General features: G+C 71.5%; 13 protein-coding genes. 6 read left to right on the top strand and 7 right to left on the bottom strand.

Annotated elements, in window-relative coordinates:
- Positions 1-216 precede the first annotated feature (216 nt).
- The gene (locus F1D61_RS21880; protein WP_203154186.1) at positions 217-1,185 is read left to right on the top strand and encodes a D-2-hydroxyacid dehydrogenase family protein; all 969 of its coding nucleotides are present in this window, start codon (positions 217-219) and stop codon (positions 1,183-1,185) included.
- Positions 1,186-1,221: 36 nt separating this feature from the next.
- Here F1D61_RS21880 and F1D61_RS21875 read toward each other — a convergent pair whose 3' ends face one another.
- On the bottom strand, positions 1,222-2,391 hold the full coding sequence (locus F1D61_RS21875) for a polysaccharide biosynthesis/export family protein (protein ID WP_203154184.1): 1,170 nt from the start codon (positions 2,389-2,391) through the stop codon (positions 1,222-1,224).
- Positions 2,392-2,632: 241 nt separating this feature from the next.
- Here F1D61_RS21875 and F1D61_RS21870 point away from each other — a divergent pair, with 241 nt between their 5' ends.
- From F1D61_RS21870 to F1D61_RS21855, 4 genes are all read left to right on the top strand, one after another.
- Positions 2,633-3,895, top strand: a complete 1,263-nt coding sequence (locus tag F1D61_RS21870; RefSeq protein ID WP_203154182.1) for an alpha/beta fold hydrolase — start codon at positions 2,633-2,635, stop codon at positions 3,893-3,895.
- A 13-nt stretch (positions 3,896-3,908) separates the two neighbouring features.
- Positions 3,909-4,706 carry a Cof-type HAD-IIB family hydrolase gene (locus tag F1D61_RS21865; RefSeq protein ID WP_203154180.1) on the top strand — a complete coding sequence of 266 codons (798 nt, stop codon included), beginning with the start codon at positions 3,909-3,911 and terminating at the stop codon, positions 4,704-4,706.
- A gap of 165 nt (positions 4,707-4,871) precedes the next feature.
- Positions 4,872-5,953 (top strand): IS630 family transposase gene (locus F1D61_RS21860; RefSeq protein ID WP_203152705.1). Its coding sequence is split into 2 segments (ribosomal slippage): positions 4,872-5,364 and positions 5,364-5,953, totalling 1,083 coding nucleotides; the frame shifts between segments, so codons are not numbered across the junction.
- A gap of 103 nt (positions 5,954-6,056) precedes the next feature.
- Entirely contained in the window at positions 6,057-8,516 is a 2,460-nt protein-coding gene (locus F1D61_RS21855) for a sensor domain-containing protein (protein ID WP_203154178.1), read from the top strand.
- A 303-nt stretch (positions 8,517-8,819) separates the two neighbouring features.
- On the opposite strand, the gene addB is transcribed toward F1D61_RS21855, so the two are convergent.
- From addB to ahcY, 6 genes are all read right to left on the bottom strand, one after another.
- A complete protein-coding gene (gene addB / locus F1D61_RS21850) occupies positions 8,820-11,951 on the bottom strand; it encodes a double-strand break repair protein AddB (protein ID WP_203154176.1) in 3,132 nt (1,043 codons plus the stop codon).
- The gene (locus tag F1D61_RS21845) at positions 11,948-12,445 is read right to left on the bottom strand and encodes a GNAT family N-acetyltransferase (protein ID WP_203154173.1); all 498 of its coding nucleotides are present in this window, start codon (positions 12,443-12,445) and stop codon (positions 11,948-11,950) included. The genes addB and F1D61_RS21845 overlap by 4 nt, the downstream gene beginning before the upstream one ends.
- A 231-nt stretch (positions 12,446-12,676) precedes the next feature.
- Positions 12,677-13,420 (bottom strand): nucleotidyltransferase family protein, encoded by a 744-nt coding sequence (locus F1D61_RS21840; RefSeq protein WP_203154171.1) that lies wholly within the window; start codon positions 13,418-13,420, stop codon positions 12,677-12,679.
- Between the two features lie 16 nt (positions 13,421-13,436).
- Entirely contained in the window at positions 13,437-14,966 is a 1,530-nt protein-coding gene (gene tsaE / locus F1D61_RS21835) for a tRNA (adenosine(37)-N6)-threonylcarbamoyltransferase complex ATPase subunit type 1 TsaE (protein ID WP_203154169.1), read from the bottom strand.
- Positions 14,967-15,174: 208 nt separating this feature from the next.
- Positions 15,175-17,646, bottom strand: coding sequence for a sensor histidine kinase (locus F1D61_RS21830; protein WP_203154160.1), 2,472 nt, complete (start codon positions 17,644-17,646; stop codon positions 15,175-15,177).
- Positions 17,647-18,028: 382 nt separating this feature from the next.
- Complete coding sequence (gene ahcY, locus F1D61_RS21825; RefSeq protein WP_203154151.1) at positions 18,029-19,435, bottom strand: adenosylhomocysteinase; 1,407 nt, start codon at positions 19,433-19,435, stop codon at positions 18,029-18,031.
- Positions 19,436-19,666: 231 nt separating this feature from the next.
- Here ahcY and F1D61_RS21820 point away from each other — a divergent pair, with 231 nt between their 5' ends.
- Positions 19,667-21,301, top strand: a complete 1,635-nt coding sequence (locus F1D61_RS21820; protein WP_203154149.1) for an ABC transporter substrate-binding protein — start codon at positions 19,667-19,669, stop codon at positions 21,299-21,301.
- Positions 21,302-21,314: the final 13 nt, after the last annotated feature.

Below are 21,314 nucleotides of genomic sequence, written 5' to 3'. Positions count from 1 at the left end.
GCGAGGGCGCCCGCTCTATCGGGCGCGAGCCCGCAGGGGCGCAAGGGGGCGATAGCGCGCAAGGGGGCGATAACGCGTAACAGGGCCGCGGCGCATCGGGGTGCCGGGCCGAGCATAGCACGGACGCCCCGGCTGGAACGTCCATCCGCCGCCGGATATTGACGGAATCATGACCGGCCGAGCTTCGATGCGGCCCGAGCGAGGGGGACGAGGACGATGACGCAGGGTGGCGCAATCCGGGTCGCGGTGCTCGACGATTACCAGGGCGTGGCGGCCGGGCTCGTCGACTGGGGCGGCCTCGGCCCGGAGGTCGCGGTGGACTTCCTGTCCGAGCCGGTGCCGAGGGCGGAGGCGGCGGCGCGGCTCGCGCCCTACACCGTGCTGTGTCTCATGCGCGAGCGCATGCCCCTCGACGCCGAGTTGATCGCCGCCCTGCCCGCTCTCCGGCTCGTGGTGTTCACCGGCGGGCGCAACCCCTCGGTCGATACCGCGGCGTTGCAGGCCCGCGGCATCACGGTCTGCAACACCCGCAACGGCGAGGGCGGCATCGCCACCGCCGAACTGACCGTCGCGCTGATGCTGGCCTGCGCCCGCCATCTGCCGCGGGAATTCGCCAACATGGCGGGCGGGCGCTGGCAGGAGACCCTGGGCGAGGGGCTGGAGGGCCGCACCCTCGGCCTCGTCGGCCTCGGGCGGATCGGTGCCCGGGTCGCGGCGGTGGGCCGGGCGCTCGGCATGCGGGTGACGGCCTGGAGCCCCAACCTCACTCACGCGCGGGCGGAGGCCGGCGGCGCGGACCTCGTCTCGCGCGAGGCCTTGTTCGCGGAGAGCGACGTCGTCAGCCTGCACATGGTGCTGGCGGCTTCGACCCGTGGCATCGTCGGGCAAGCCGAGATCGCCCGGATGCGCAAAGGCGCGATCCTGATCAATACCTCCCGCGGCCCGCTGATCGACGAGGCCGCGCTGATCGCGGCCTTGAGGGAGAACCGCATCCGTGCGGGGCTCGACGTGTTCGACCGCGAGCCCCTGCCCGCCGATCATCCGCTGCGGGGCCTGCCGAACGCGGTGCTGACGCCGCATCTCGGCTACGTCACCGGGAGCACGTTCCGGATGTTCTACGAGGACACCGTCGAGGCGATCGCGGCCTGGCGCCGTGACGCGCCGGTGCGGGTGGTGACGGCCTGACGCGAAGGGGCGGGCCTGACGCCCGCCCCTTCGCCCCTACCTCACGCCGGCATAGACCGAGGCGCCGGCCGAGACCGGCGCGGTGATGGTCGAGAACACGCCGAGCACCTTCTGGACCTCGGTGAAGGGGGCGTTCGAGACGTAGACGAGGTCGCGGTTGCGCATCCGGAACGCCTGGGAGACGAACAGGCTGTTGGGATCGCGCATGTTGATCCGGTAGACCACCGGCACGAAGTTCGAGGACAGCAGCGGGCTGTTGGGGCGCAGGCGGCGAACCACCGAGGCCGGCTCGAACCGGAACAGGAACACGCCGGCCGGGTCGGCCTGCACGTCCGAGAGGCCCCGCGCCTTGGCGAGCGCCTGGGCGAGCGTGATGCCTTCCGCCGCGAACGGAATCTCGGATTGCGCGCCGAGCGCGCCGACCGCCAGGAAGGTCTGGGGGTCGCGCACCAGGGTCAGCGTGTCGCCCGGGCGCAGGAAGATGTTCTCGCGCGGGTTGGAGACGACCGCCGTGAGCGGCACCGTCGCGGTGGTCGAGCCGCGCGAGAGCCGCACGAAGGTCTCGGAGACCGGGGCGCGCACGCCCCCGGCTCCCGCCACCACGTCGAGCAGCCGGTCGCCCTTGGTGGAGAGCGGCACCCGGGCGCCCGCGGTCACTTCGCCGGTCACCGTCACGGCGGTGCTGGTCGGCTGCACCACGGTGACGATCACCTGCGGCTCGATCGCCTTGCCGGCGAGCTCCTGCTCGATCTGGGCCTGCACGTCCTGGACGCGCTTGCCCGCCACCTGGATGCGGCCGGCATACGGCACCGTGATGGCGCCGTCGCGGGTCACGATCTGGGGCGGGATGGTGGCCGATTTCGAACCCGAGGAGAACCGGTCGACCGACAGGGAGCCGGAGAACAGGCCGCCGGTGCTGGCCTCGTAGATGGTCACCGCCACGGTGTCGCCGACGCCGATCACCGGCTCGACGGAGGGGCGGCGGTCGCCGAAGGAGGCGAGCAGGCTGTCGAGGGGTCGGCCGCGCAGGGCCTCGACCACCGGGGCGTTGACGTCGATGATCTCGTAGCGGGCGAGCAGGCCCTGGTCGGTCGCCACGTCGGCGCCCGATGCGACCGCGCTGGCCGTCGGGCCGGCCGCCGGCAGGAAGTTGGAGCAGCCCGAGACCGCGAGGGCGGTGCAGAGGGCGATCGGGAGTGCGCGCATCGGCGAGAGTGCTCGTCCTTACCTTGAGAGTGGTCCGTAGCCGAGTCGGAGGCCCCTGTCCGTGGCCCTCGTGTCACACTGCCCTCGGGAGCCCTCCTCCACCGCCGCCTTCCCCGTTAGACACAGGGCCGGATGCCCGGCGCGGGGCCTGTCGTGGTGTGCGACGCACTCTCTTGGAAGCACGACAAGGGTTACCAAATTGCGGCGGTCAGGACGGGACGATGCGGATGACAGGGCAGCGATGACCACAGAGATCGGCTTCACGCCGCCCGAGGCGGCCGTGCAGGGGTCGGACCCCGTGCGGCGGCGCCACGTCGTCTACCTGCCGGGCTACGACCCCGACTCGACCAAGCGCTACCGCGCCCTGTTCGCCCGGGAATTCACCCGCTACGCCAAGCGCTTCGCCATCGGGCGGAAGTCGATCACCCGGGCCGAGACCCGGGCCGACGGCCTGGTGCAGACCTGGACCGTCGAATCCGGAGAGCCCGGCCACGAGACCCGCACGACCTACGAGGTGCTGCTGTGGGACGACATCGTGCGCGCGGATTTCCGGCGGCCCCTGATCGCCTCGATGGCGCTGCTGACCGCCGGCATCCTGCACAGCCTCCTGACGGGTAAGCTGTTTCGGCTCTACGGCCTGAACTGGAAGTACGGCAACGTCATCCTCTATCCCTTCGGCATGACGGTGATCCTGGGGGGGCTCGCGGCCCTGCTCGGCACCGGCGTCGCGCATCTCCTCGCCGGCTGGCTGCCGGGCCTCGCCGCGGGTGCGATCGGGGCGCTCGCGGGGATCGGCCTCGTGCTCGCCGCCACCCCGCTCCTCGACCGGATCTTCCTGCGCCAGCTCATCAACGACTGGGTGTTCAACTGGCAGCACAGCAACGGCTGGCGCGCCGATTACGAGGCGCGCCTCGACCTGTTCGCCGATCACGTCGCGGATGTCTGCCGGGCGGGCGAGGTCGACGAGGTCCTGATCGTCGGCCATTCCTCCGGCGGGCTGACCGCCGCCGAGGTCGCCGCGCGGGTGCTGGAGCGGGAGTTGCCGCTGACGCCACGCCTCTCGCTCCTGACCCTGGGGGCCGGGCTGCCCCTCGTCACCATCAATCCGCGGGCGCGCCGGGCGCGGGCCGACGTGATGCGGCTCGTCGGCAGCGGCCGGGTGGTCTGGGTCGATTACCAGGCACCGCAGGACTGGATGAACTTTCCCGGCTTCAACCCCGCGCGGGACCTCGGCGAGACGCCCGAGGGCCCGGTGCGCAACCCGCTGATCCGCTCGACGAAGTTCCGCGAGATCATCGTCCCGGAGGTGTACCGGCGGATCTCGTTCCGGCCGTTCCGGATGCATTTCCAGTTCCTGATGGCCAACGATCTGCCCGGCGAATACGATTTCTTCGCCCTGACGCTCGGGCCGCAGGCCCTGCGCGACCGGGTGACGAATCCCCGGATCGTCCCCCTGCGGCCCGAGGCCGCCCCCGAGCCGGTGCCGGTGCACCGGGAAATCTGAGGAGGCTCAGCCCTTGCCCGTTTCCCTCGTGGTCACCGACGTCGACGGCACCCTCGTCACCGGCGACAAGCGGCTGACGGCGCGCACGATCCGCGCCGTCGAGGCCCTGCGTGCCCGCGGCATCGCCTTCACGGTGGCGTCGAGCCGCCCGCCGATCGGCCTGCGCCCGCTGGTCGAGGCCCTCGGCCTCGCCCTGCCAATGGGCGCCTTCAACGGCTCGACGGTGGTGCGGCCCGACCTGTCGCTCATCGACGAGACCCTGATCCCGGAAGCCGCGGCGCGGCAGGCCGCCGCGCGCTTCGCCGCCGAGGGAATCGATCTGTGGGTCTTTGCCGAGGGCGCGTGGCTCGTGACCGATCCGGACGGCCCCTACACGGATCTGGAGCGCCGCACCCTCGAGGCCGAGCCCCGCGTCGTCGACGACCTCGCGCCGCATCTCGCCGGCGCGGCGAAGCTCGTTGGCGTCTCCCGCGACCACGCCCGGCTCGCCGCCCTCGAACCGCGTCTGGCCGACGAGATCGGCGACGGCGCGGCGGTCCACCGCTCGCAGGCCTACTACCTCGACGTCACCCCGCCCCATGTCGACAAGGGCCATTTCGTGGCCCGCATCGCCGGGGAGATGGGCATCCCGCTCGACCGGGTGGCGGTGCTCGGCGACATGGCCAACGACACGGCGATGTTTTCCCGCGCCGGCCTGTCGATCGCGATGGGCAATGCGAGCGACGCGGTGAAGCGGGCGGCGACGCAGGTGACGGGGACGAACGAGGCGGAGGGGTTTGCGGAGGGGATCGAGCGGTTCGTGCTGGGCTGAAAGCCTGTTTGAGCAGAGTAATTTGACAACAACTGAGAGGAATCAGGAGATATCCCACCCTTCCACCTCATCCTGAGGTGTCATACCAACGGCCGGTGAGTGTGACTCGGCGTGTTGCTCCGCGGCTTGGCTTCTGATTCGGTTGCCGGATCAGGAGAGATCGCCATGGCCGGGATCGCTATCACCCGCACGGATTTGACCGCCGAGGAGTTGCGCGCGGCCTCCTCCAAGGCACCGAGCATTCCGGCGGCCCGTCGGATGCTGGCGCTCGCTCTGGTGCTGGAGGGCGCCGACCGCACCAGAGCGGCCCGCTCCTGTGGGATGGACCGCCAGACCCTGCGCGACTGGGTGCATCGCTACAACGCCGAGGGTCTGGCGGGTCTGCGCGACCGTAAGGCGCCGGGCCGCGCCGCCAAGCTGACGCCCGAGCAGATGCAGCAACTCGCCGCCCTGGTCGAGGCGGGGCCGGACGTGGACACGGATGGCGTGGTGCGCTGGCGCCGGGTCGACCTGCAGGCGCGCATCAGGGAGCTGTTCGGGGTCGAGATGCACGAGCGTACGGTCGGCAAGCACTTGGCCAAGCTCGGCTTCGTGCGGCTCTCGGTGCGCCCGCAGCATCCCAAGGCCGACGAGGCGGCACAGAAGGCTTTTAAAAAACCTTCGCCTCGCGGGTGACGGAACTCCTCCCCGAGACCGCCCACGGCAAGCCGCTCGAGATCTGGTTCCAGGACGAGGCCCGCGTCGGCCAGCAGGGCACGCTGACGCGGGTCTGGGCGCGCAAGGGGACACGCCCGCGAGCGCCGCGCGACCAGCGCTACAAGTGGACATACCTGTTCGGAGCGGCCTGCCCGGCGCGGGGCACCAGCGCGGCTCTGGTGCTGCCGACGGTCAACACCGCGATGATGTCGCTGCATCTGGCCGAGATCAGCCGGCAGGTGGCGCCCGGCGCGCACGCGATCCTGGTGCTGGACGGGGCTGGCTATCACGGCACCGCCAAGAAGCCTCGCCCGCGCGGCCTGGTGGTGCCGGACAACATCACGTTGCTACACTTGCCGGCCTCGTCTCCAGAGCTGAACCCGATCGAGTTGGTCTGGCAGTACCTGCGCCAGAACAAGCTCGCCCACCGGGTCTACCGCACCTACCAGCAGATCGTCGACGCCTGCTGCGACGCCTGGAACTTCTTCGCCAACGACCCAGACCTCGTCACCTCCATCACCGCGCGGGACTGGGCACAGGTCAAACTTTAGGGCCGTTGGTATTACAGGTGGCACGCCCCCTTCGCCTACAATTCCAGAAAGGAAATCGCAGCGAATGTGTGAGAGTTTTGGCCGACCATAAGAAGACCGTGTGATGCCGCCCGACGATCTCGACATCTTCGCCGCCGATTGGGTCTGGGAAACCGATGCGGACCTGCGGCTGACCAGCGTGCGCGGGCGCTACGGGGCGCTGACCGGAGAGGCCGACCCGGTCGGGCGACCCTGGCCGGGGCTCGCCGGCGAGGGACCGGCCGATGACGGGCCGCTGCGGAGCCCGGTGCCGTTCCGCGACCTGGTCCTGCCGCACAGGCACCCCGACGGGCGGACCCGGTGGTTCCGGTTCGGTGGGGCGCCGCAGCGTGCCACGGACGGAACGGTCGCGGGCTGGCGCGGGGTCTGCGCCGAACTGTCCGGGCCGGCGCTGGCGCAGGCCGAGGCGGCGCGACGCCTCGAAGACGAGAGGCGACGCTGCGAGGAGCAGACGCGACGCTTCGAGGCTGTGGTGGAGCACATGCCCATCGGCGTCAGCCTGTTCGACGCCGACCTGACGCTGATCGCCGTGAACGGGCGGCTCCACGAGATCTTCGGGCTGCCGCCGAACCTGCTGTGCCTCGGCACGCCGCTCGAATCCATGATCCGCACCAGCGCGGGCAGCGGCAACTTTCCGCAGATGAGCCCCGACGAGGCCTGGGCCTACGTATCGGCACGCATCGCGCAGCGGGTCCGCCTGCAGCGCGAGCGGCAGTTACCGGGCGGCGTCCTGCTCAAGACCACCATCATGCCGCTGCCCGACGGCACGACCCTGGTGGTCCACGAGGATGCCACCGACCGGGCGCGGGCCGATGCGCGGCTGGCCGAGCAGAAGAACCGCCTCGACCATGCGCTCACCCACATGTCGCACGGGCTCGTCCTGTTCGACGCCGATCACCGGGTCACCGTCGTCAACCGGCAATTCCTCGACCTCTACGGCCTGTCGGCCGAGACGGTGCATCCGGGCATCACCGCCGAGGAGCTGATCCACCGCCGCACCGAGGCCGGCAACTTCCCGGGCCTCCAGCCCGAGGAGGCCTGGCAGCAGGTGCGCGAGCGGCTGGCGAGCCGCACCCGCTACCGTCTCGACCAGACCCTCGTCGACGGGCGGGTCATCGCCGTGACCTACGCGCCAACCCCCGAGGGCGGCTTCGTGACGGTGCACGAGGACGTGACGGCGGCCAAGCGCGCCGAGGCGCAGATCGTCCACATGGCCCGCCACGACGCCCTGACCGGACTGCCCAACCGCAACTTGCTGCACGAGGGATTGGCCGAGGCGCTGGCCGGGGAGCCAGGGGTGCGCGGCGGCCCCACGGCGGTCCTGTGCCTCGACCTCGACCGCTTCAAGACCGTCAACGACACCCTCGGCCACGCCGTCGGCGACAAGCTGCTGCGCCAGGTGACCGCGCGCCTCACCGCGGCGATCCGCGACGAGGCGGAGGCCGGCCGCGTCACCCTGGCCCGGCTCGGCGGCGACGAGTTCGCGGTGATCCTGCACCCGACCTCGCGCTTCAAGGCCGGGCGCCTCGCCGCCCGGCTGATCGAGGCGGTCACCCGCGACTACGAGATCGACGGCAAGCGCGTCGCGGTCGGCCTCAGCATCGGCATCGCGCTCACGCCGACGGACGGGCAGGACGCGGAAGGGCTCCTGCGGGCCGCCGACATGGCGCTCTACCGCGCCAAGGCCGAGGGGCGGGGCATCCACCGCTTTTTCGAGCCCGCCATGGACGTGGCGGTCCAGACCCGGCGCGGCGTCGAGCTCGATCTCCGGGCGGCGCTGGCCGAGCGGCAATTCGCCCTGGCGTTCCAGCCGTTCCTGGACCTGTCGGACAACCGGATCGCCGGGTTCGAGGCCCTGGTGCGCTGGCACCATCCCGTCCGCGGCGTAGTGAGCCCGGCCGCCTTCGTGCCGATCGCCGAGGAGACCGGCATGATCGTGCCGCTGGGCGAGTGGGTCCTGCGCCAGGCCTGCCGCGAGGCGGCGCGCTGGCCGAACGGAGTCCGGGTTTCGGTCAACCTCTCGCCGGTGCAGTTCCGCAGCGGCGACATCGACGCCACGGTGATCGCGGCGTTGCGCGACGCCGGCCTCGACCCGCACCGGCTCGAACTCGAGATCACCGAGGGCGTGCTCCTCCAGGACAACGCCTCGACGCTCGCCATCCTGCACCGGCTGAAGGGGCTCGGCGTGCGCATCGCCATGGACGATTTCGGCACCGGCTATTCGTCGCTCGGCTACCTGCGGGCCTTCCCGTTCGACAAGATCAAGATCGACCGCGCCTTCGTGGCCGATCTCTCGGTGCGCCCCGACGCGCTCGCCATCGTGCGGGCGGTGACGACGCTCGCCGACAGCCTGGACATGACCACCACCGCCGAGGGCGTCGAGACCGAGGAGCAGCTGTCCCACCTGCGCGGGGCGGGCTGCACCGAGGTGCAGGGCTACCTCATCAGCCGGCCGGTCCCGGCCGAGGCGGTGGCGCCGATGCTGGCGGGCGAGTGCGGGGAGATGGCGCGTCGATGCGGGTGACGTCCTCGGGATCGTCCCGGCTTCTCGCCCTCGACGAGTCCGGGGATGATGGGAGCCTGGTCCTCGCAAGGAGCGCGTGTGCGAACCCCTCGGTGCCCCGCCGTCGTCCTCGTCCCCTCACGGGGGCGGCACGATGGCATCGAAGGACGGAGATGCCCGTCCTTGAACCGACCCGCCCACACCGATGCCCGTCACCCCCCGCGAAACGGGGCCGTCCATCCGTGACGCGGAGGGTGTCGATTTCCCGGACGATGTCGAACGGGCTTTCGGGTAACATCCGCAAGTGCTTCTCTGGATGTCGCCTTACTCCTCCCCCTCGATCAGCGACCATTCCCTGACCCGCGCCAGGTGATCGTAATCCGAATACGCCTTGGCGTATTTCGGATAGGGCCGCGACAGGTAGGAGGCCTCGCCCGCCATGAACGCCCCGACGAGCTGGCGCAGGCCCGCGACATGGGCCTCGACCAGTTCGGGGAGCGTCCGCCCGTCGCCCCGCGGGGGCTTGAGCGGCGCGGGGTCGAGCGGCGTCTTGCCGCCGCCGGCGCGGATGTAGAGCAGGTCCGGCGTCTCGGCGGCGCGCTCGACCCCCTTGAAGGCACCGGCGCGCAGCATCGCGGCCTCGAGCGTCAACTGCGGCGAGAAGCCGGCGAAGACCTCGCGGGCGCTCGGCGGCTGGCCGGTCTTGAAGTCGATGATGGTGTGGCGGCCATCGCGATGCGTCTCGATCCGGTCGGCGCGGGCGCGCAAGGTCAGGACGTGGCCGCCGGGAATGTCGAGCGCCCAGCGCCCGCCGGATTCCGCCGCGACGCGGCGGATGCCGGGGCGGCGCTCGGCCTCCCAGGCGAGGAAGGCTTCGGCGAGGCGCTGAAAGCGCGGCCACCACTCGGCGTAGAGCTCGGGATAGGCGTCGGCGATCGGCCCGAAGGCGTCGGCGGCGAGCGCGTAGAGAACCTGTTCGGCCTCGTCGAGGGCTGGCAGGCCTTCCGGGAAGCGCTCGGCGAAGCCGCCGAGCACGGCGTGAACGATGGTGCCGCGGTCGCTGGCGCTCGGCTGCACCGCCACCGGTTCGAGGGCGTCGAGGCCGAGCACGTGGCGGGCGAAGATCCCGTAGGGATCGCGCACCAGGGTCTCGATCTCGGTGACGCTGAGCGACCGCGGAAAGAGCGCCGGGTCGGGCCGGGGCGCCGGGCGGCGCAGGCGCGGCGGCAGGGGCGCGGTGCCGGCATCGATGGCGGCTGCGAGCGACCGGAAGCGCTGCCCGCCCTTCACCAGCCCCTTCCAGGCCTCCTCCCCCGCAAAGGCGCGCAGGCGTTGCAGGAAGCGCGACGGCACGGTCGGCGCGCCCTCGCGCTTGTGCGCCCGGGTGACGATCGCGTCCGGGCAGCCGAGCGCCTGGACGAAGTCGTGCGCGGTCTGGCCCAGGCGCCGCTCCGGCGGCGGCAGCCCGACCCGGCCGCGCATCGGCCGGTTGAGGAAGGCGTCGGTCTCGGCCTTGGGCGGCCAGACGCCCTCGTCGAGGCCGCCGAGCACCACCCGGTCGACCGAGAGCAGCCGCGCCTCGAGCAGACCGAGGATGCGCAAGCGCGGATGCGGGCTAGCCTTGCGGCGCGACACCACCCGCTCGCGGGACAGCGCGGTGAAGAAGGCGGGGTAATCGGAGAAGCGGCCGGCGAGCAGGCCGGGTTCGGCCAGCTCCATGTCGTCGAACAGGGCGTCGAGCACCGCCACCGAGGCGTCGCATTCCGCCTGGTCCTCCTCCGGCCCCTCCATCAGGAGGTCGCAGGTGGCGCGGTGGTTCTTCGCGATGGCGATCAGGTCGTCGGGGGCGTCGTCCTCGTCGGCGACGAAGTCGCGGAAGGCGACCGAGAGGCGCAGCAGCACGTCCTCCGCCGCCTCCCAGTCCTCCGGGGTGAGGCGCCGGCGCGGGCGGGGATCGTGCGGGCGCTCCTCGGTCCGGGCGAGCCGCAACGCCTCCTCGATGCCCGAGAACCCCTTGGCGGGGGCGGGACCGCGCAAGACTCCGATCTCGAGGGCGGCGGCCGCCCGTTCGACCTCGTCCCGGGTCAGGCCGAGGCGCACCAGGGGATGGGCGAGCAGCGCCAGCACCCTTTCGGGCTTGGCGTCGAGGGCCGCGACGTCGGCGGCGAGCCGCGCGAGGCGCCCGGCCGGGCTGCGGGCCAGGGGCTCGCCGGCGGAATCGTCGGCGACGATGGTCCAGCGCCGCAATTCGGCGGCGACCCGGAGCGCCAGGGCGCGGTCCGGGGTGATGAGGGCGGCGGTGCGGTCGGGCTCGTCGAGGGCCTCGCGCAGGGCGACCGCGATGGCGAGCGCCTCCTCGCGCTCGTCGGCGGCCTCGACCACCCGGATGCCGGCAGCACCGTCGCGGGCGAGCCTTTCGCGAATAGCCGGATCGAGATCGGCCCAGGCATCCGTCGTCTCGGCCGGGCGCAGAGCCTGCGACAGCAACCCGGCCCGGGCCGCGGCTCCGGGCGTCGGCGTGCCGAGGGGGATGATGGCGGCGCGGTCGAGGGCGAGGAAGTCCTTCCCCACCAGCCGGTGGAGCACCGCCTGCGGGTGGGCGTGGGCCGCCGCAACGCCGTCGCCGGCCGGGTCGATCGCGGTCCAGCCGGCGGCGTCGAGGTCGCGGTCGAGGCCCGGCAGCACGACGGCGCCGCGGGGCAGGCCGGCGATGGCCGTGATGAGCCGGGCGGTGGCCGGCACCGAGCCGGTCGAGCCGGCGACGATCACCGGGTCCGACGGGCGCTCGCGGGTGAGGCGCGCGGCCTCCGCCAGCACCAGGGCGCGGCCGCGCTGGACCGGATCGGCGACCCCACGATCGGCCAGGATCTTCGGCCAATGTTCGGCGGCGATGCGGACGAAATCGAGGGTGAGGGAGAAGTAGCGCGAATGCTCCGCCTCGACGGCGCCGGCGATGTCGTCCCAGGGCAGGCCCTCGACGGCGAGCGAATCCATCAGGCCTTCGAGGTCGGCGGCGAGCCCGATCGCGTCGGCCGGCGAGGACGGCACCCGGAACGGCACCTCGTCGCCGAGCGGCAGGAGCTGGCGGTCGACGGTGCCGGCCCAGGCCTGGACGAGACGCGCCAGGATCAGCCGGCGCTCCAGCGACGGAATCGGCGGGCGCAGGACCTCGTCGCGGCGCTCGCCGGGTGGCGCCGACAGCAGGTCGAGCTCGGCCTCGTCGGCCTCGCCGAGGGGAACCATGCGCGGCAGCAAGGCCGCCGGGCCGCATTCCCGCGCCAGGATGGCGGCGAGCGCCCGGGCGGCGCGGCGGGTCGGCAGGTAGAGGGTGACCGCGGCGAGCCCGAACGGTCCGCCGGCCAGATCCCCGACGAGGCGGCCCGACAGCAGCGCCTCGGCCAGGGTGTCGAGGAAGCGCAGGCCCGGCGCGATGGTGAAGACGTGGCCTTCGCTCATCGTCCGGCCTCGCGCAGGAGGTAGCGCACGGTCTTCGCCCCGCCGTGGATCTCGGCGCTGCCGACCTCCCGGAAGCCGAGGGCGGCGTGGAAGGCGTCGGAGCCGGGATTCGGCGGCACGATGTTCACCTCGCAGGCGGTCCGGTCGTGGCCGGCGGCCCCGGCCTTCGCGAACAGCCCCTCGTAGAGCGCGCGGGCGAGCCCGCGGCCGCGCTGGCCCGAGGCGGTCACGATGCGGTCGACATAGACGAAGCGCGGGTAGCGGGCCTGGAACCAGCGGAAGTTCGGGCTGGCGTAGGACGCGTCCTGGTCGAGGGCGATCAGGAAGGCGGCGAGACCGTCGGGACCGGTGATTGCGGCGGAGAGGAAAGCCTGGTCGACGAGCGCACGGAGGGCCGGTTCGTCGAGGGGGGAGGTCTCGGTGGCGTTGGCGGCGTTGAGCGCCAGCACGGCGGCGAGGTCGTACAACGGGCCAATCGAAAAATCGGAGTTCATACGGGTTCCGTCCAGCCAACTCCGACGATGAAGGCGCGGGATCCCCTCTCCCGTGTGGGAGAGGGGTAGGGGTGAGGGTGACACGTTTCAGCAAGTGATCTGAACCGTTGAGCTGCCAGCACGACGCTCAAAGCTACACGCTGAAGCGTGTCACCCTCACCCCCGGCCCCTCTCCCACACGGGAGAGGGGGGATGTGCGCTACTTCGACAAGGACAGATCAGCCCCCACCCTCACGGCTGCGTCGCGCTCGCCTTCACCCGCTCCTCGGCCTCGCGCAAGGCCTCGGGCGTGCCGACATGCAGCCACTGGCCGTCGAGGCGCAGCCCGAACAGGCGCTCGGCCGCGATGGCGCGGTCGAACAGGAGGTTGAGGGAGAACGAACCCTCCGGCGTGTCGGCGAACAGCTCGGGCTTCAGGATCGCCACGCCGGCATAGACGAAGGGCGAGACCTCGCGCTCGGCCCGGCGGGTCAGCCGGCCCTCCTTGTCCATGTGGAAGTCGCCCGGCCCGTCATAGCCGAGGCTGGTGGCGGCGGAGGCCAGCAGCAGCAGCATGTCCATCCGCTCCGGGTCCCAGGCGGCGACCAGACGGCGGAGATTCGGCTGCGGGCCTTCGAGCCAGAACGAATCGGAGTTCAGCACCATGAACGGCGCTGCGCCGAGGAGCGGCAGCGCCTTCTTCACCCCGCCGCCGGTCTCGAGCAGCCGCTCGCGCTCGTCCGAGACGACGATGTGCGGCGGCCCGCGGCGGCGCACCAGATGCGCCTCCATCAGGTCGGCGAGGTAGTGCACGTTCACCACCGTCTCGGGGATGCCGGCCTCGGCGATCCGGTCGAGGGCGTAATCGACCAGCGACTTGCCGGCGACCTCGACCAGGGGCTTGGGCGTGGTGACGGTGATCGGGCGCATGCGCTTGCCGAGGCCCGCGGCCAGCACGAAGGCGCGCGTCACGGCGGGGGCAGGTGTGTCGGTCATCGCGGGCGGGGTTTCGTCACGGTTCGGGACAGAGGCGCGGCAGGTGCGCCGCGTACCAGGCCCGGACACCGGCGAGCGCCGGATGGGCGAGGTTGCGGGCGAGGTAGCCTTCGATGCGCGGCAGGTGGGCGAGGTAGCCCGGCTTGCCGTCGCGCCGGTCGAGGCGGGCGAAGATGCCGAGGATCTTGGTGGCGCGTTGCGCCCCCAGGACCGCATAGGCCCGGGCGAAGCCCTGCATGTCGAATTCGGCGTCGCGCAACTTGCGCTCGCGGGCGTAGAGGCCGAGCAGGCGCAGCTCGAACTCGGCGCTGGCATCGACCCGCGCATCCTGGAGCAGCGAGGCGACGTCATAGGCCGGATGGCCGAGCACCGCGTCCTGGAAGTCGATCAGGCCGATGCGCTCGATCCCGTCGCGCTCGGGCAGCCAGATCAGGTTGGGCGAGTGGTAGTCGCGCAGGGTCCAGGTCCGGGCCTCGCCCTCCAGGCCGTCGAGCGCCTCGCTCCAGGCGGCCACGAAGGCGGCCCGGGCCTCCGGTGCCAGGGGCGAGTTGGCGACGAAGGGCGCATACCAGTCCGGCAGCAGCTCGGCCTCGAACAGCAGGGCCTCGCGGTCGTAGGGCGGAATCACGTGGTCGCGGCCCTCGGCCACCGGCAGCACGCCGGGCAGGGTCGTGCCGTGCAGGCGCGCCAGCACCTTCACGGCCTCCGCGTAGCGCTCGGGGCGCGGGCCGTTCTGGTCGGCCACCGGCTCGGTGCCGAGGTCTTCGAGGATCAGGAGCCCCGCCTCCAGATCCTCGCCGAGGATCTTGGGGGCGGAGAGACCCAGCGCCCGCAGGCCGCGATCCACGGCGACGAAGGCGTGGACGCTCTCGGCGAGATGGACGATGGCGCTGTAGGGCTTGCCGTCCCGCACCGGCGGCCCGTCGGCCTTGGGCGGCGAGACCATCAGCACGGCCTTGGCGCCGTCCGGGTTGACAAGGCGCTCGTAGGACCGGCTCGACGCGTCGCCCTGCATGTGGAAGCGCTCGGCCTCGCCCCAGCCGGAGCGGTCGAGGAGGACGCGCAAGGCCCGGGCCCGCATCAGCCGGCCGCCGAGACCCCCGCCGCCGATCAGGCGGGCGAGGCGGGCATCGTCGCCGAATTCCGGCTTGAGCGAGAGGTCGATGGCAAGCGTCGGGCCATGGCGCGGCGGCAGCCGGTCGGGCCACTCGACCAGGGCGATCGCCCGCTCGGTCATCTCGTCGAAGCCGAGCTCGACCAGTTCGTCGGGCCCGCGCAGCCGGTAGAGATCGGCATGGACCACCGCCTGCCCGCTGCGGCCCTCGTAGGGCTGGATCAGCGTGAAGGTCGGGCTCGGAACCTCGAGGTCGGGGTCGCCGACGATCTCGCGGATGATTGCCCGGGCCAGCGTCGTCTTGCCGCCGCCGAGTCCGCCGGACAGCGCCACCAGGTCGCCGGGCCGCAGGATCTCCGCGAGGAAGCGACCGAGATCCTCGGTCGCGCTCTCGTCCGGCAGCACGATCTCCCAGGGTGTGCGCTCGGCCATGCCCTCCTGGTCCACTCCGCCATCCTCGCTCACGGGCCCGTCCGGGGCTGAAGGCCTCGGTGATAGCCCATGAACCTTAACCCTTCCCGGCTGTCTCCGGGGTCCCGCTACACGCGCGTCCGGCCCGACATGCGCAGGGTGCCGGATTTTCCCGACTCCGTCACCCACCGGCACGAACCGAAGTTTTTCGCGGCGGCCGCCCTGCCGGCTATTCGGCCGCCGCCAGATGGGCCTCCCCGTCCCCGACCGGGAAGGTGCAGGTGACCCGGGTGCCGGATCCGGGCGAGGACGCGATGTCGATCCGCCCGCCATGCAGCTCGACGAAGGAGCGCACGATCGACAGCCCGAGGCCCACGCCGCGGTGGCGGGTGCCGAGGGTGTTGCTCTCGAAGCGCTCGAAGACCCGGGCCATCACCTCCGGCGGCATGCCGCGGCCCTGGTCGATCACCTCCAGCACCAGGCTCTCGCCGTCCTTGCGGGCACAGACCCGGACCTGCTGGCCCGGGGCCGAGAAGCCGACGGCGTTGGAGAGCAGGTTGAACAGGATCTGGCGGACGCGCTTGCCGTCAGCGACGAAGGTGCCGATGTCCGGCGGCACGTCGAGGACGAGGGCGATGTCGGCCTCCGCCAGCCGGTCGCCGATGCCGCGCACCGCCGCCGCGATGGTGGTCTGCACGTCGACCCGCTCGCGCGTCAGCTCCATCGAGCCGGCATCGATCGAGGCGAGGTCGAGGATGTCGTTGATGATGACGAGGAGCGCCGCCGAGGAGCGCATGATGTGGTCGGCATATTCGCGCTGGCGCGGGTTGAGGGCGCCGACGGTCTCGTCGCCGAGGAGTTCTGTGAAGCCGATGATGTTGGTGAGCGGCGAGCGCAGTTCGTAGGAGACGTGGTGCACGAACTCGTCGCGCAGCCGCGTCGTGCGCTCCAGGGCGTCGTTCTTGTCGGTCAGCGCCCGCTCGACGTTGACGCTCGCCGTCACGTCGATGTGGGTGAGCAGCGTCGCGCCGTCGGGCAGCGGCTCGGCGGCGCAGTCGAGCATCGTGCCGTCGGCGAGCGCCAGCCGGCAGGCGAGCCCGCGGCGGGCGTCGACGAGGCCGGTCACCGCCTCGCGGATCTGCGCCCACGGCTCCTCGGCCGGGCTCAGCGTCCGGCAGACCGCGATCACCTGGTCGATGTGGGGCTGGACCTCGACCATCTCGGGGCCGATGCGCCAGATCTGGGTGAAGGCCCGGTTGGCGAATTTCAGCCGCCCGTCGGTGCCGAACACCGCCACCGGCTCGCGCAGGGTGTCGAGCGTCTCGCTCTGCACCTGCATCAGCACGTTGTAGCGCGATTCGAGGTGGACGCGCTCGGACACGTCCTCGAACAGGTAGGTCAGGCCCCCTTGCGGGTTCGGGTCGGCCAGCACGCGCAGGGTCCGCCCGTCGGGCAGGTGCCACCAGGTCTCCTGTGCTTCCGCCGCCCGGTAGGCGGCGAGCACGCCGGCCTTCCAGCTGCGGAAATCCGCCTGCTCGGGCAGTTTCCGGGCGTTGCGCAGGGTGTCGAGGATCTCGCCGTCGAGGGGCCGGCCCTCGAGGAAGGCGGGGTCGAGGTCCCAGAGCTGGCGGTAGGCGGCGTTGTGGAAGATCAGCCGCTGGCGCGCGTCGAACATCGCGACGGCGGTGGGCAATTGGTCGAGGGTGCGGACGTTGGCGTCCATCTGGCGCTGGAGGTCGGCGCGGACGCTCTCGAGCTCCGAGACGTCGACCGCGATGCCCACCGTGCCGGCCTCGGTCGCCACCTCGGTCACGTCGAGGGTGCGGCGCGCGCCCGCCACCACGGCGGAGACCCGCAACGAGCCCGCCCCGCCCCGGGACCGGCGGCGCTCGGCCTCCTCGCGGGCGGTGCGCTCGAGGAGTTCCGCCCCCTCGCGCACCGCGCGGGCGGCGTCGCCCGCTTCCGCCGCGGCGGCGTAGGCCGCGTTGGCCCAGGTGAGGCGCCCGTCGCGGCTGCGGCGCCAGACCGGCTGGGGAATCGTGTCGAGGAGGCCGGAGAGCGCATCGAGCCCGTGCCGGGTCTCCTCGAGGTTGGCGCGCAATTCGACCAGTTCCCGGCGCTCGCCGGTGAGTTCGCGCAGGCGCAGGAGCGCCTGGCCGCCCACCGCCTGGCCCTGCGCCTCGACGGTGCGGCCATGGAGCGTGTGGACGGTGCGGCGGAAGCGCTCGCCGCGCCCGCGCAGATTCTCGACCGCCGCGTCGAGGGCGGCGGCGTCAGCGGGCACGAGCCAGGAGCCGAAGGCGAGCACCCGGCGGACCGAGCCGGGCCGGGCCCCGTCCGCGGTGATGCCGACATCGCCCTCGACCAGCGGCTCGCCGCGGGAATCCCAGGTCACGACGATCTGCGGCTCGGAGCCCAGCAGCAGGTCGGCCCGGTCGTGGGCGCCGCGCAGCTCGGCGAGTTCCGCGTTCAGGGTGTGCTCGCGCCGGGCCCAGCGGGCGCGCTCGCGCAGGTAGAGCAGCGACAGGATGGTGGCGAAGATCGTCAGGCCGATCAGCACGGCGAAGCCGACGGCGTTGTGCGCGTGCAGGCCCGGAGCGGTCTCCGCCGCCTGCGCGGCGGCCGCGAGGCCGAGTGCGCCGCCCAGGATGCCGGCACCCGCGCGGCCGCCGAGCCGTCGCGGCGTACGTCCAAACCCCATGATCCGTCCGTCTCCACGCGAACCGGCGCACCGGCCCTCGACCGGACCGGCACGCCCCACGACCTGAACGCTACGCCTCGATGAACGCCGGCAAGCCGCCCGCGATCGCGGAGCGGCTCCCTCCCCAGAGATTCGCCGTGAGTTTAGCGCGTCGCGGATTCGCGCCGGAAGGGGTGAAATGGGTGGAGGCCGTCGACGTCCGCACGGAGCATCGTCAAGAGCACAGAAATGCCACACCAAAGGCAGAACGAAGGCGGAACATCGGCGCGTGCGACGATCGCACAACCCCTGCCGCCGAGCGTACACGCAAAAAGAAGAGCCCGACCTCGCGGCCGGGCTCACCTTCGATCATGATGGGCCGATCATCCGATCGGCGCGGCGATCAGTAACGGTAGTGGTCGGGCTTGAACGGGCCGGACTGGCTGACGCCGATATAGGCGGCCTGGTCCTCGCGCAGCTTGGTCAGCTTGACGCCGATCTTCTCGAGATGCAGCGCCGCGACCTTCTCGTCGAGGGCCTTGGGCAGGGTGAAGACGTTCTTCTCGTACTTGCCCGGGTTGGTCCAGAGCTCGATCTGGGCCAGCGTCTGGTTGGTGAACGAGGCCGACATCACGAAGGACGGGTGGCCCATGGCGTTGCCGAGGTTCACCAGGCGGCCCTCCGACAGGAGGATGATGCGGTGGCCGTCGGCGAACTCGATCTCGTCGACCTGCGGCTTGATGTTCTGCCACTTCAGGTTCTTGAGACCGGCGACCTGGATCTCGTTGTCGAAGTGGCCGATGTTGCAGACGATGGCCCGGTCCTTCATCGCCCGCATGTGGTCGAGGGTGATGACGTCCTTGTTGCCGGTCGCGGTCACGAAGATGTCGGCGCGGGGCGCGGCATCTTCCATGGTGGTGACCTCGTAGCCCTCCATCGCGGCCTGGAGCGCGCAGATCGGATCGACCTCCGAGACCAGCACGCGGCAGCCGGCGTTGCGGAGCGAGGCGGCCGAGCCCTTGCCGACGTCGCCGAAGCCGGCGACCATCGCGACCTTGCCGGCCATCATCACGTCGGTGCCGCGGCGGATGCCGTCGACCAGCGACTCGCGGCAGCCGTAGAGGTTGTCGAACTTCGACTTGGTGACCGCGTCGTTGACGTTGATCGCCGGGAAGAGGAGCTTGCCCTCCTTGGCGAGCAGGTACAGGCGGTGCACGCCGGTGGTGGTCTCCTCCGAGACGCCCTTGATCGACTCGGCGAGGCCCGCAAACCAGCCCTTCGGCTTCTCGGCCAGCTTGCGCTTGAGGAGGGCGAAGAAGATCTCCTCTTCCTCGGAGGCCGGCTTGTCGAGGAAGGCGGTGTCGCCCTGCTCGGCGCGCAGGCCCAGATGCACGAACATCGTGGCGTCGCCGCCGTCGTCGAGGATCATGTTCGGCATGCCGCCGTCATGCCAGTCGAACAGCTTGGCGGTGTAGTCCCAGTACTCCGTCAGGGTCTCGCCCTTGATGGCGAAGACCGGGATGCCGGCGGCGGCGATCGCGGCGGCGGCGTGGTCCTGGGTCGAGTAGATGTTGCACGACACCCAGCGCAGGTCGGCGCCGAGAGCCTTGAGCGTCTCGATCAGCACCGCGGTCTGGATGGTCATGTGCAGCGAGCCGGCGATCTTGGCGCCCTTCAGCGGCTGGCTCGCGGCGTATTCCTCGCGCACGGCTATCAGGCCGGGCATCTCGGTCTCGGCGATCGCGATTTCCTTGCGGCCGAAATCGGCCAGGGCGATGTCCTTGACGATGTAGTCGTGGGTGCTCGGCATTGGTCGGTCTCCCGTGTCGGCCGGTTCTGGGGGGGCCTATAGCAGCCCCCCGGCGGGGAGGCAATCAAGATATAAAGATGTCTTTATGCGACCGGTTCGAAGGTGGTGGGCGGCCATCCCGGCCGCGCTTGCATGCCTCTTGCACATGCCCCTTGCACTTGCATGCCTCTTGCAGACGTCAGGCACGTCACGCGGCGGCCGGTCGGGCCGCGCGCCAGCCGAGGTCCATCGATGAGCCGCATTTCCCTCTCGCGCCGCCAGATGCTCGCCGGAGCCTCCGCCCTCGCGGCGCTCGGACCCACCGGCACGGTCCTGGCGCAAGGGGCGACGTCCGGGGCGAAGGCTGCCGGCCACCTGACCTACGGCATCTCGCTGTTCGACCTGCCGCTCACCACCGGCCAGCCGGACCGGGGCGCGGGCGGCTACCAGTTCACCGGGCTCACCCTCTACGATCCCCTGGTCGCCTGGGAACTCGACGTCGCCGACCGGCCGGGCAAGCTGGTGCCGGGGCTCGCGACCGCCTGGGAGAGCGATCCGGCCGACCGCCGCAACTGGATCTTCCGCCTGCGCGAGGGGGTGACGTTCCACGACGGCTCGGCCTTCGATGCCGACGCGGTGGTCTGGAACTTCGACAAGGTGCTCGACGCGAAGGCACCGCATTACGACCAGCGCCAGGCCTCGCAGGTGCGCCCGCGCCTGCCCTCGGTCACCTCCTACAAGAAGCTCGACCCCATGACCGTCCAGGTCACCACCAAGGCGGTCGACGCCCTGTTCCCCTACCAGATGCTGTGGTTCCTGATCTCGTCGCCGGCGCAATACGAGGCGGTCGGGCGCGACTGGACGAAGTTCGCCTTCCAGCCCTCCGGCACCGGCCCCTATCGCCTCGCCGCCCTGGTGCCGCGGGTGCGCCTGGACCTGGTGCCGAACGAGACCTACTGGAACCCCAAGCGCAGGCCGCGTCTCGCCAAGCTGACGCTGGCGTGCATCCCGGAGGACCTGGCGCGGGCCAATGCCCTGCTCTCCGGCAATGCCGACCTGATCGAATTGCCCGCCCCCGACGCGGTGCCGCGGCTCAAGGGTGCCGGGATGCGGGTGACCGGCAACGACACGCCGCATGTCTGGAACTACCACCTGTCGATGCTGGAGGGCAGCCCGTGGCGCGACCTGCGCCTGCGCAAGGCCGCCAACCTCGCCATCGACCGCGACGGCGTCGCCGCCCTGATGGGCGGGCTCGCGACCCCGGCCGTGGGGCAGGTGCAGCCGTCGAGCCCGTGGTTCGGCAAGCCGGGCTTCAAGATCGGGTACGATGTGGATGCGGCCCGGAAGCTGGTGGGTGAGGCGGGTTACTCGCCCCAGAACCCGCTGCGGACGACCTTCATCATCCCGACCGGCGGCTCGGGGCAGATGCTGTCGCTGCCGATCAACGAGTTCGTGCAGCAATCCTGGGCCGAGGTCGGGATCGCGGTCGAGTTCCGGGCGGTGGAGCTGGAAGTGGCCTACACCGCCTGGCGCCAGGGCGCCGCCGATCCGTCGCTGAAGGGCGTCACCGGCAGCAACATCGCCTACGTCACCTCGGACCCGCTCTACGCTATCCTGCGCTTCTACGATTCGAAGCAGGTCGCCCCGACAGGCGTGAACTGGAGCCACTACCGCAACCCGGAGGTGGATAAGCTCTGCGACGCGGTGCGGGCGAGCTTCGACCCGGCCGAGCAGGACCGGATGCTGGCGCGCATCCACGAGATCGTGGTGGATGACGCGGTGCAGGTCTGGGTGGTGCACGACACCAACCCGCACGCGCTGTCGGGGAAGGTGAAGGGGTACACCCAGGCGCAGCACTGGTTTCAGGATCTGACGACGCTCGGATAGGGTGGCCCCGATC

This window comes from Methylobacterium aquaticum, from assembly GCF_016804325.1.
GTDB classification, from domain to species: Bacteria; Pseudomonadota; Alphaproteobacteria; order Rhizobiales; family Beijerinckiaceae; genus Methylobacterium; species Methylobacterium aquaticum_C.
This window is presented reverse-complemented; position numbering and strand designations above follow the sequence as displayed.

What these genes read in the sequence shown, in the direction of transcription:
- F1D61_RS21855 (WP_203154178.1), top strand. Translation starts at nt 6,057, where the DNA reads ATGCCGCCCGACGATCTCGACATCTTCGCCGCCGATTGGGTCTGGGAA.
- F1D61_RS21840 (WP_203154171.1), bottom strand. Translation starts at nt 13,420, where the DNA reads ATGACCGACACACCTGCCCCCGCCGTGACGCGCGCCTTCGTGCTGGCC.
- tsaE (WP_203154169.1), bottom strand. Translation starts at nt 14,966, where the DNA reads ATGGCCGAGCGCACACCCTGGGAGATCGTGCTGCCGGACGAGAGCGCG.
- F1D61_RS21830 (WP_203154160.1), bottom strand. Translation starts at nt 17,646, where the DNA reads ATGGGGTTTGGACGTACGCCGCGACGGCTCGGCGGCCGCGCGGGTGCC.
- ahcY (WP_203154151.1), bottom strand. Translation starts at nt 19,435, where the DNA reads ATGCCGAGCACCCACGACTACATCGTCAAGGACATCGCCCTGGCCGAT.
- F1D61_RS21870 (WP_203154182.1), top strand. Translation starts at nt 2,633, where the DNA reads ATGACCACAGAGATCGGCTTCACGCCGCCCGAGGCGGCCGTGCAGGGG.
- addB (WP_203154176.1), bottom strand. Translation starts at nt 11,951, where the DNA reads ATGAGCGAAGGCCACGTCTTCACCATCGCGCCGGGCCTGCGCTTCCTC.
- F1D61_RS21880 (WP_203154186.1), top strand. Translation starts at nt 217, where the DNA reads ATGACGCAGGGTGGCGCAATCCGGGTCGCGGTGCTCGACGATTACCAG.
- F1D61_RS21875 (WP_203154184.1), bottom strand. Translation starts at nt 2,391, where the DNA reads ATGCGCGCACTCCCGATCGCCCTCTGCACCGCCCTCGCGGTCTCGGGC.
- F1D61_RS21845 (WP_203154173.1), bottom strand. Translation starts at nt 12,445, where the DNA reads ATGAACTCCGATTTTTCGATTGGCCCGTTGTACGACCTCGCCGCCGTG.
- F1D61_RS21820 (WP_203154149.1), top strand. Translation starts at nt 19,667, where the DNA reads ATGAGCCGCATTTCCCTCTCGCGCCGCCAGATGCTCGCCGGAGCCTCC.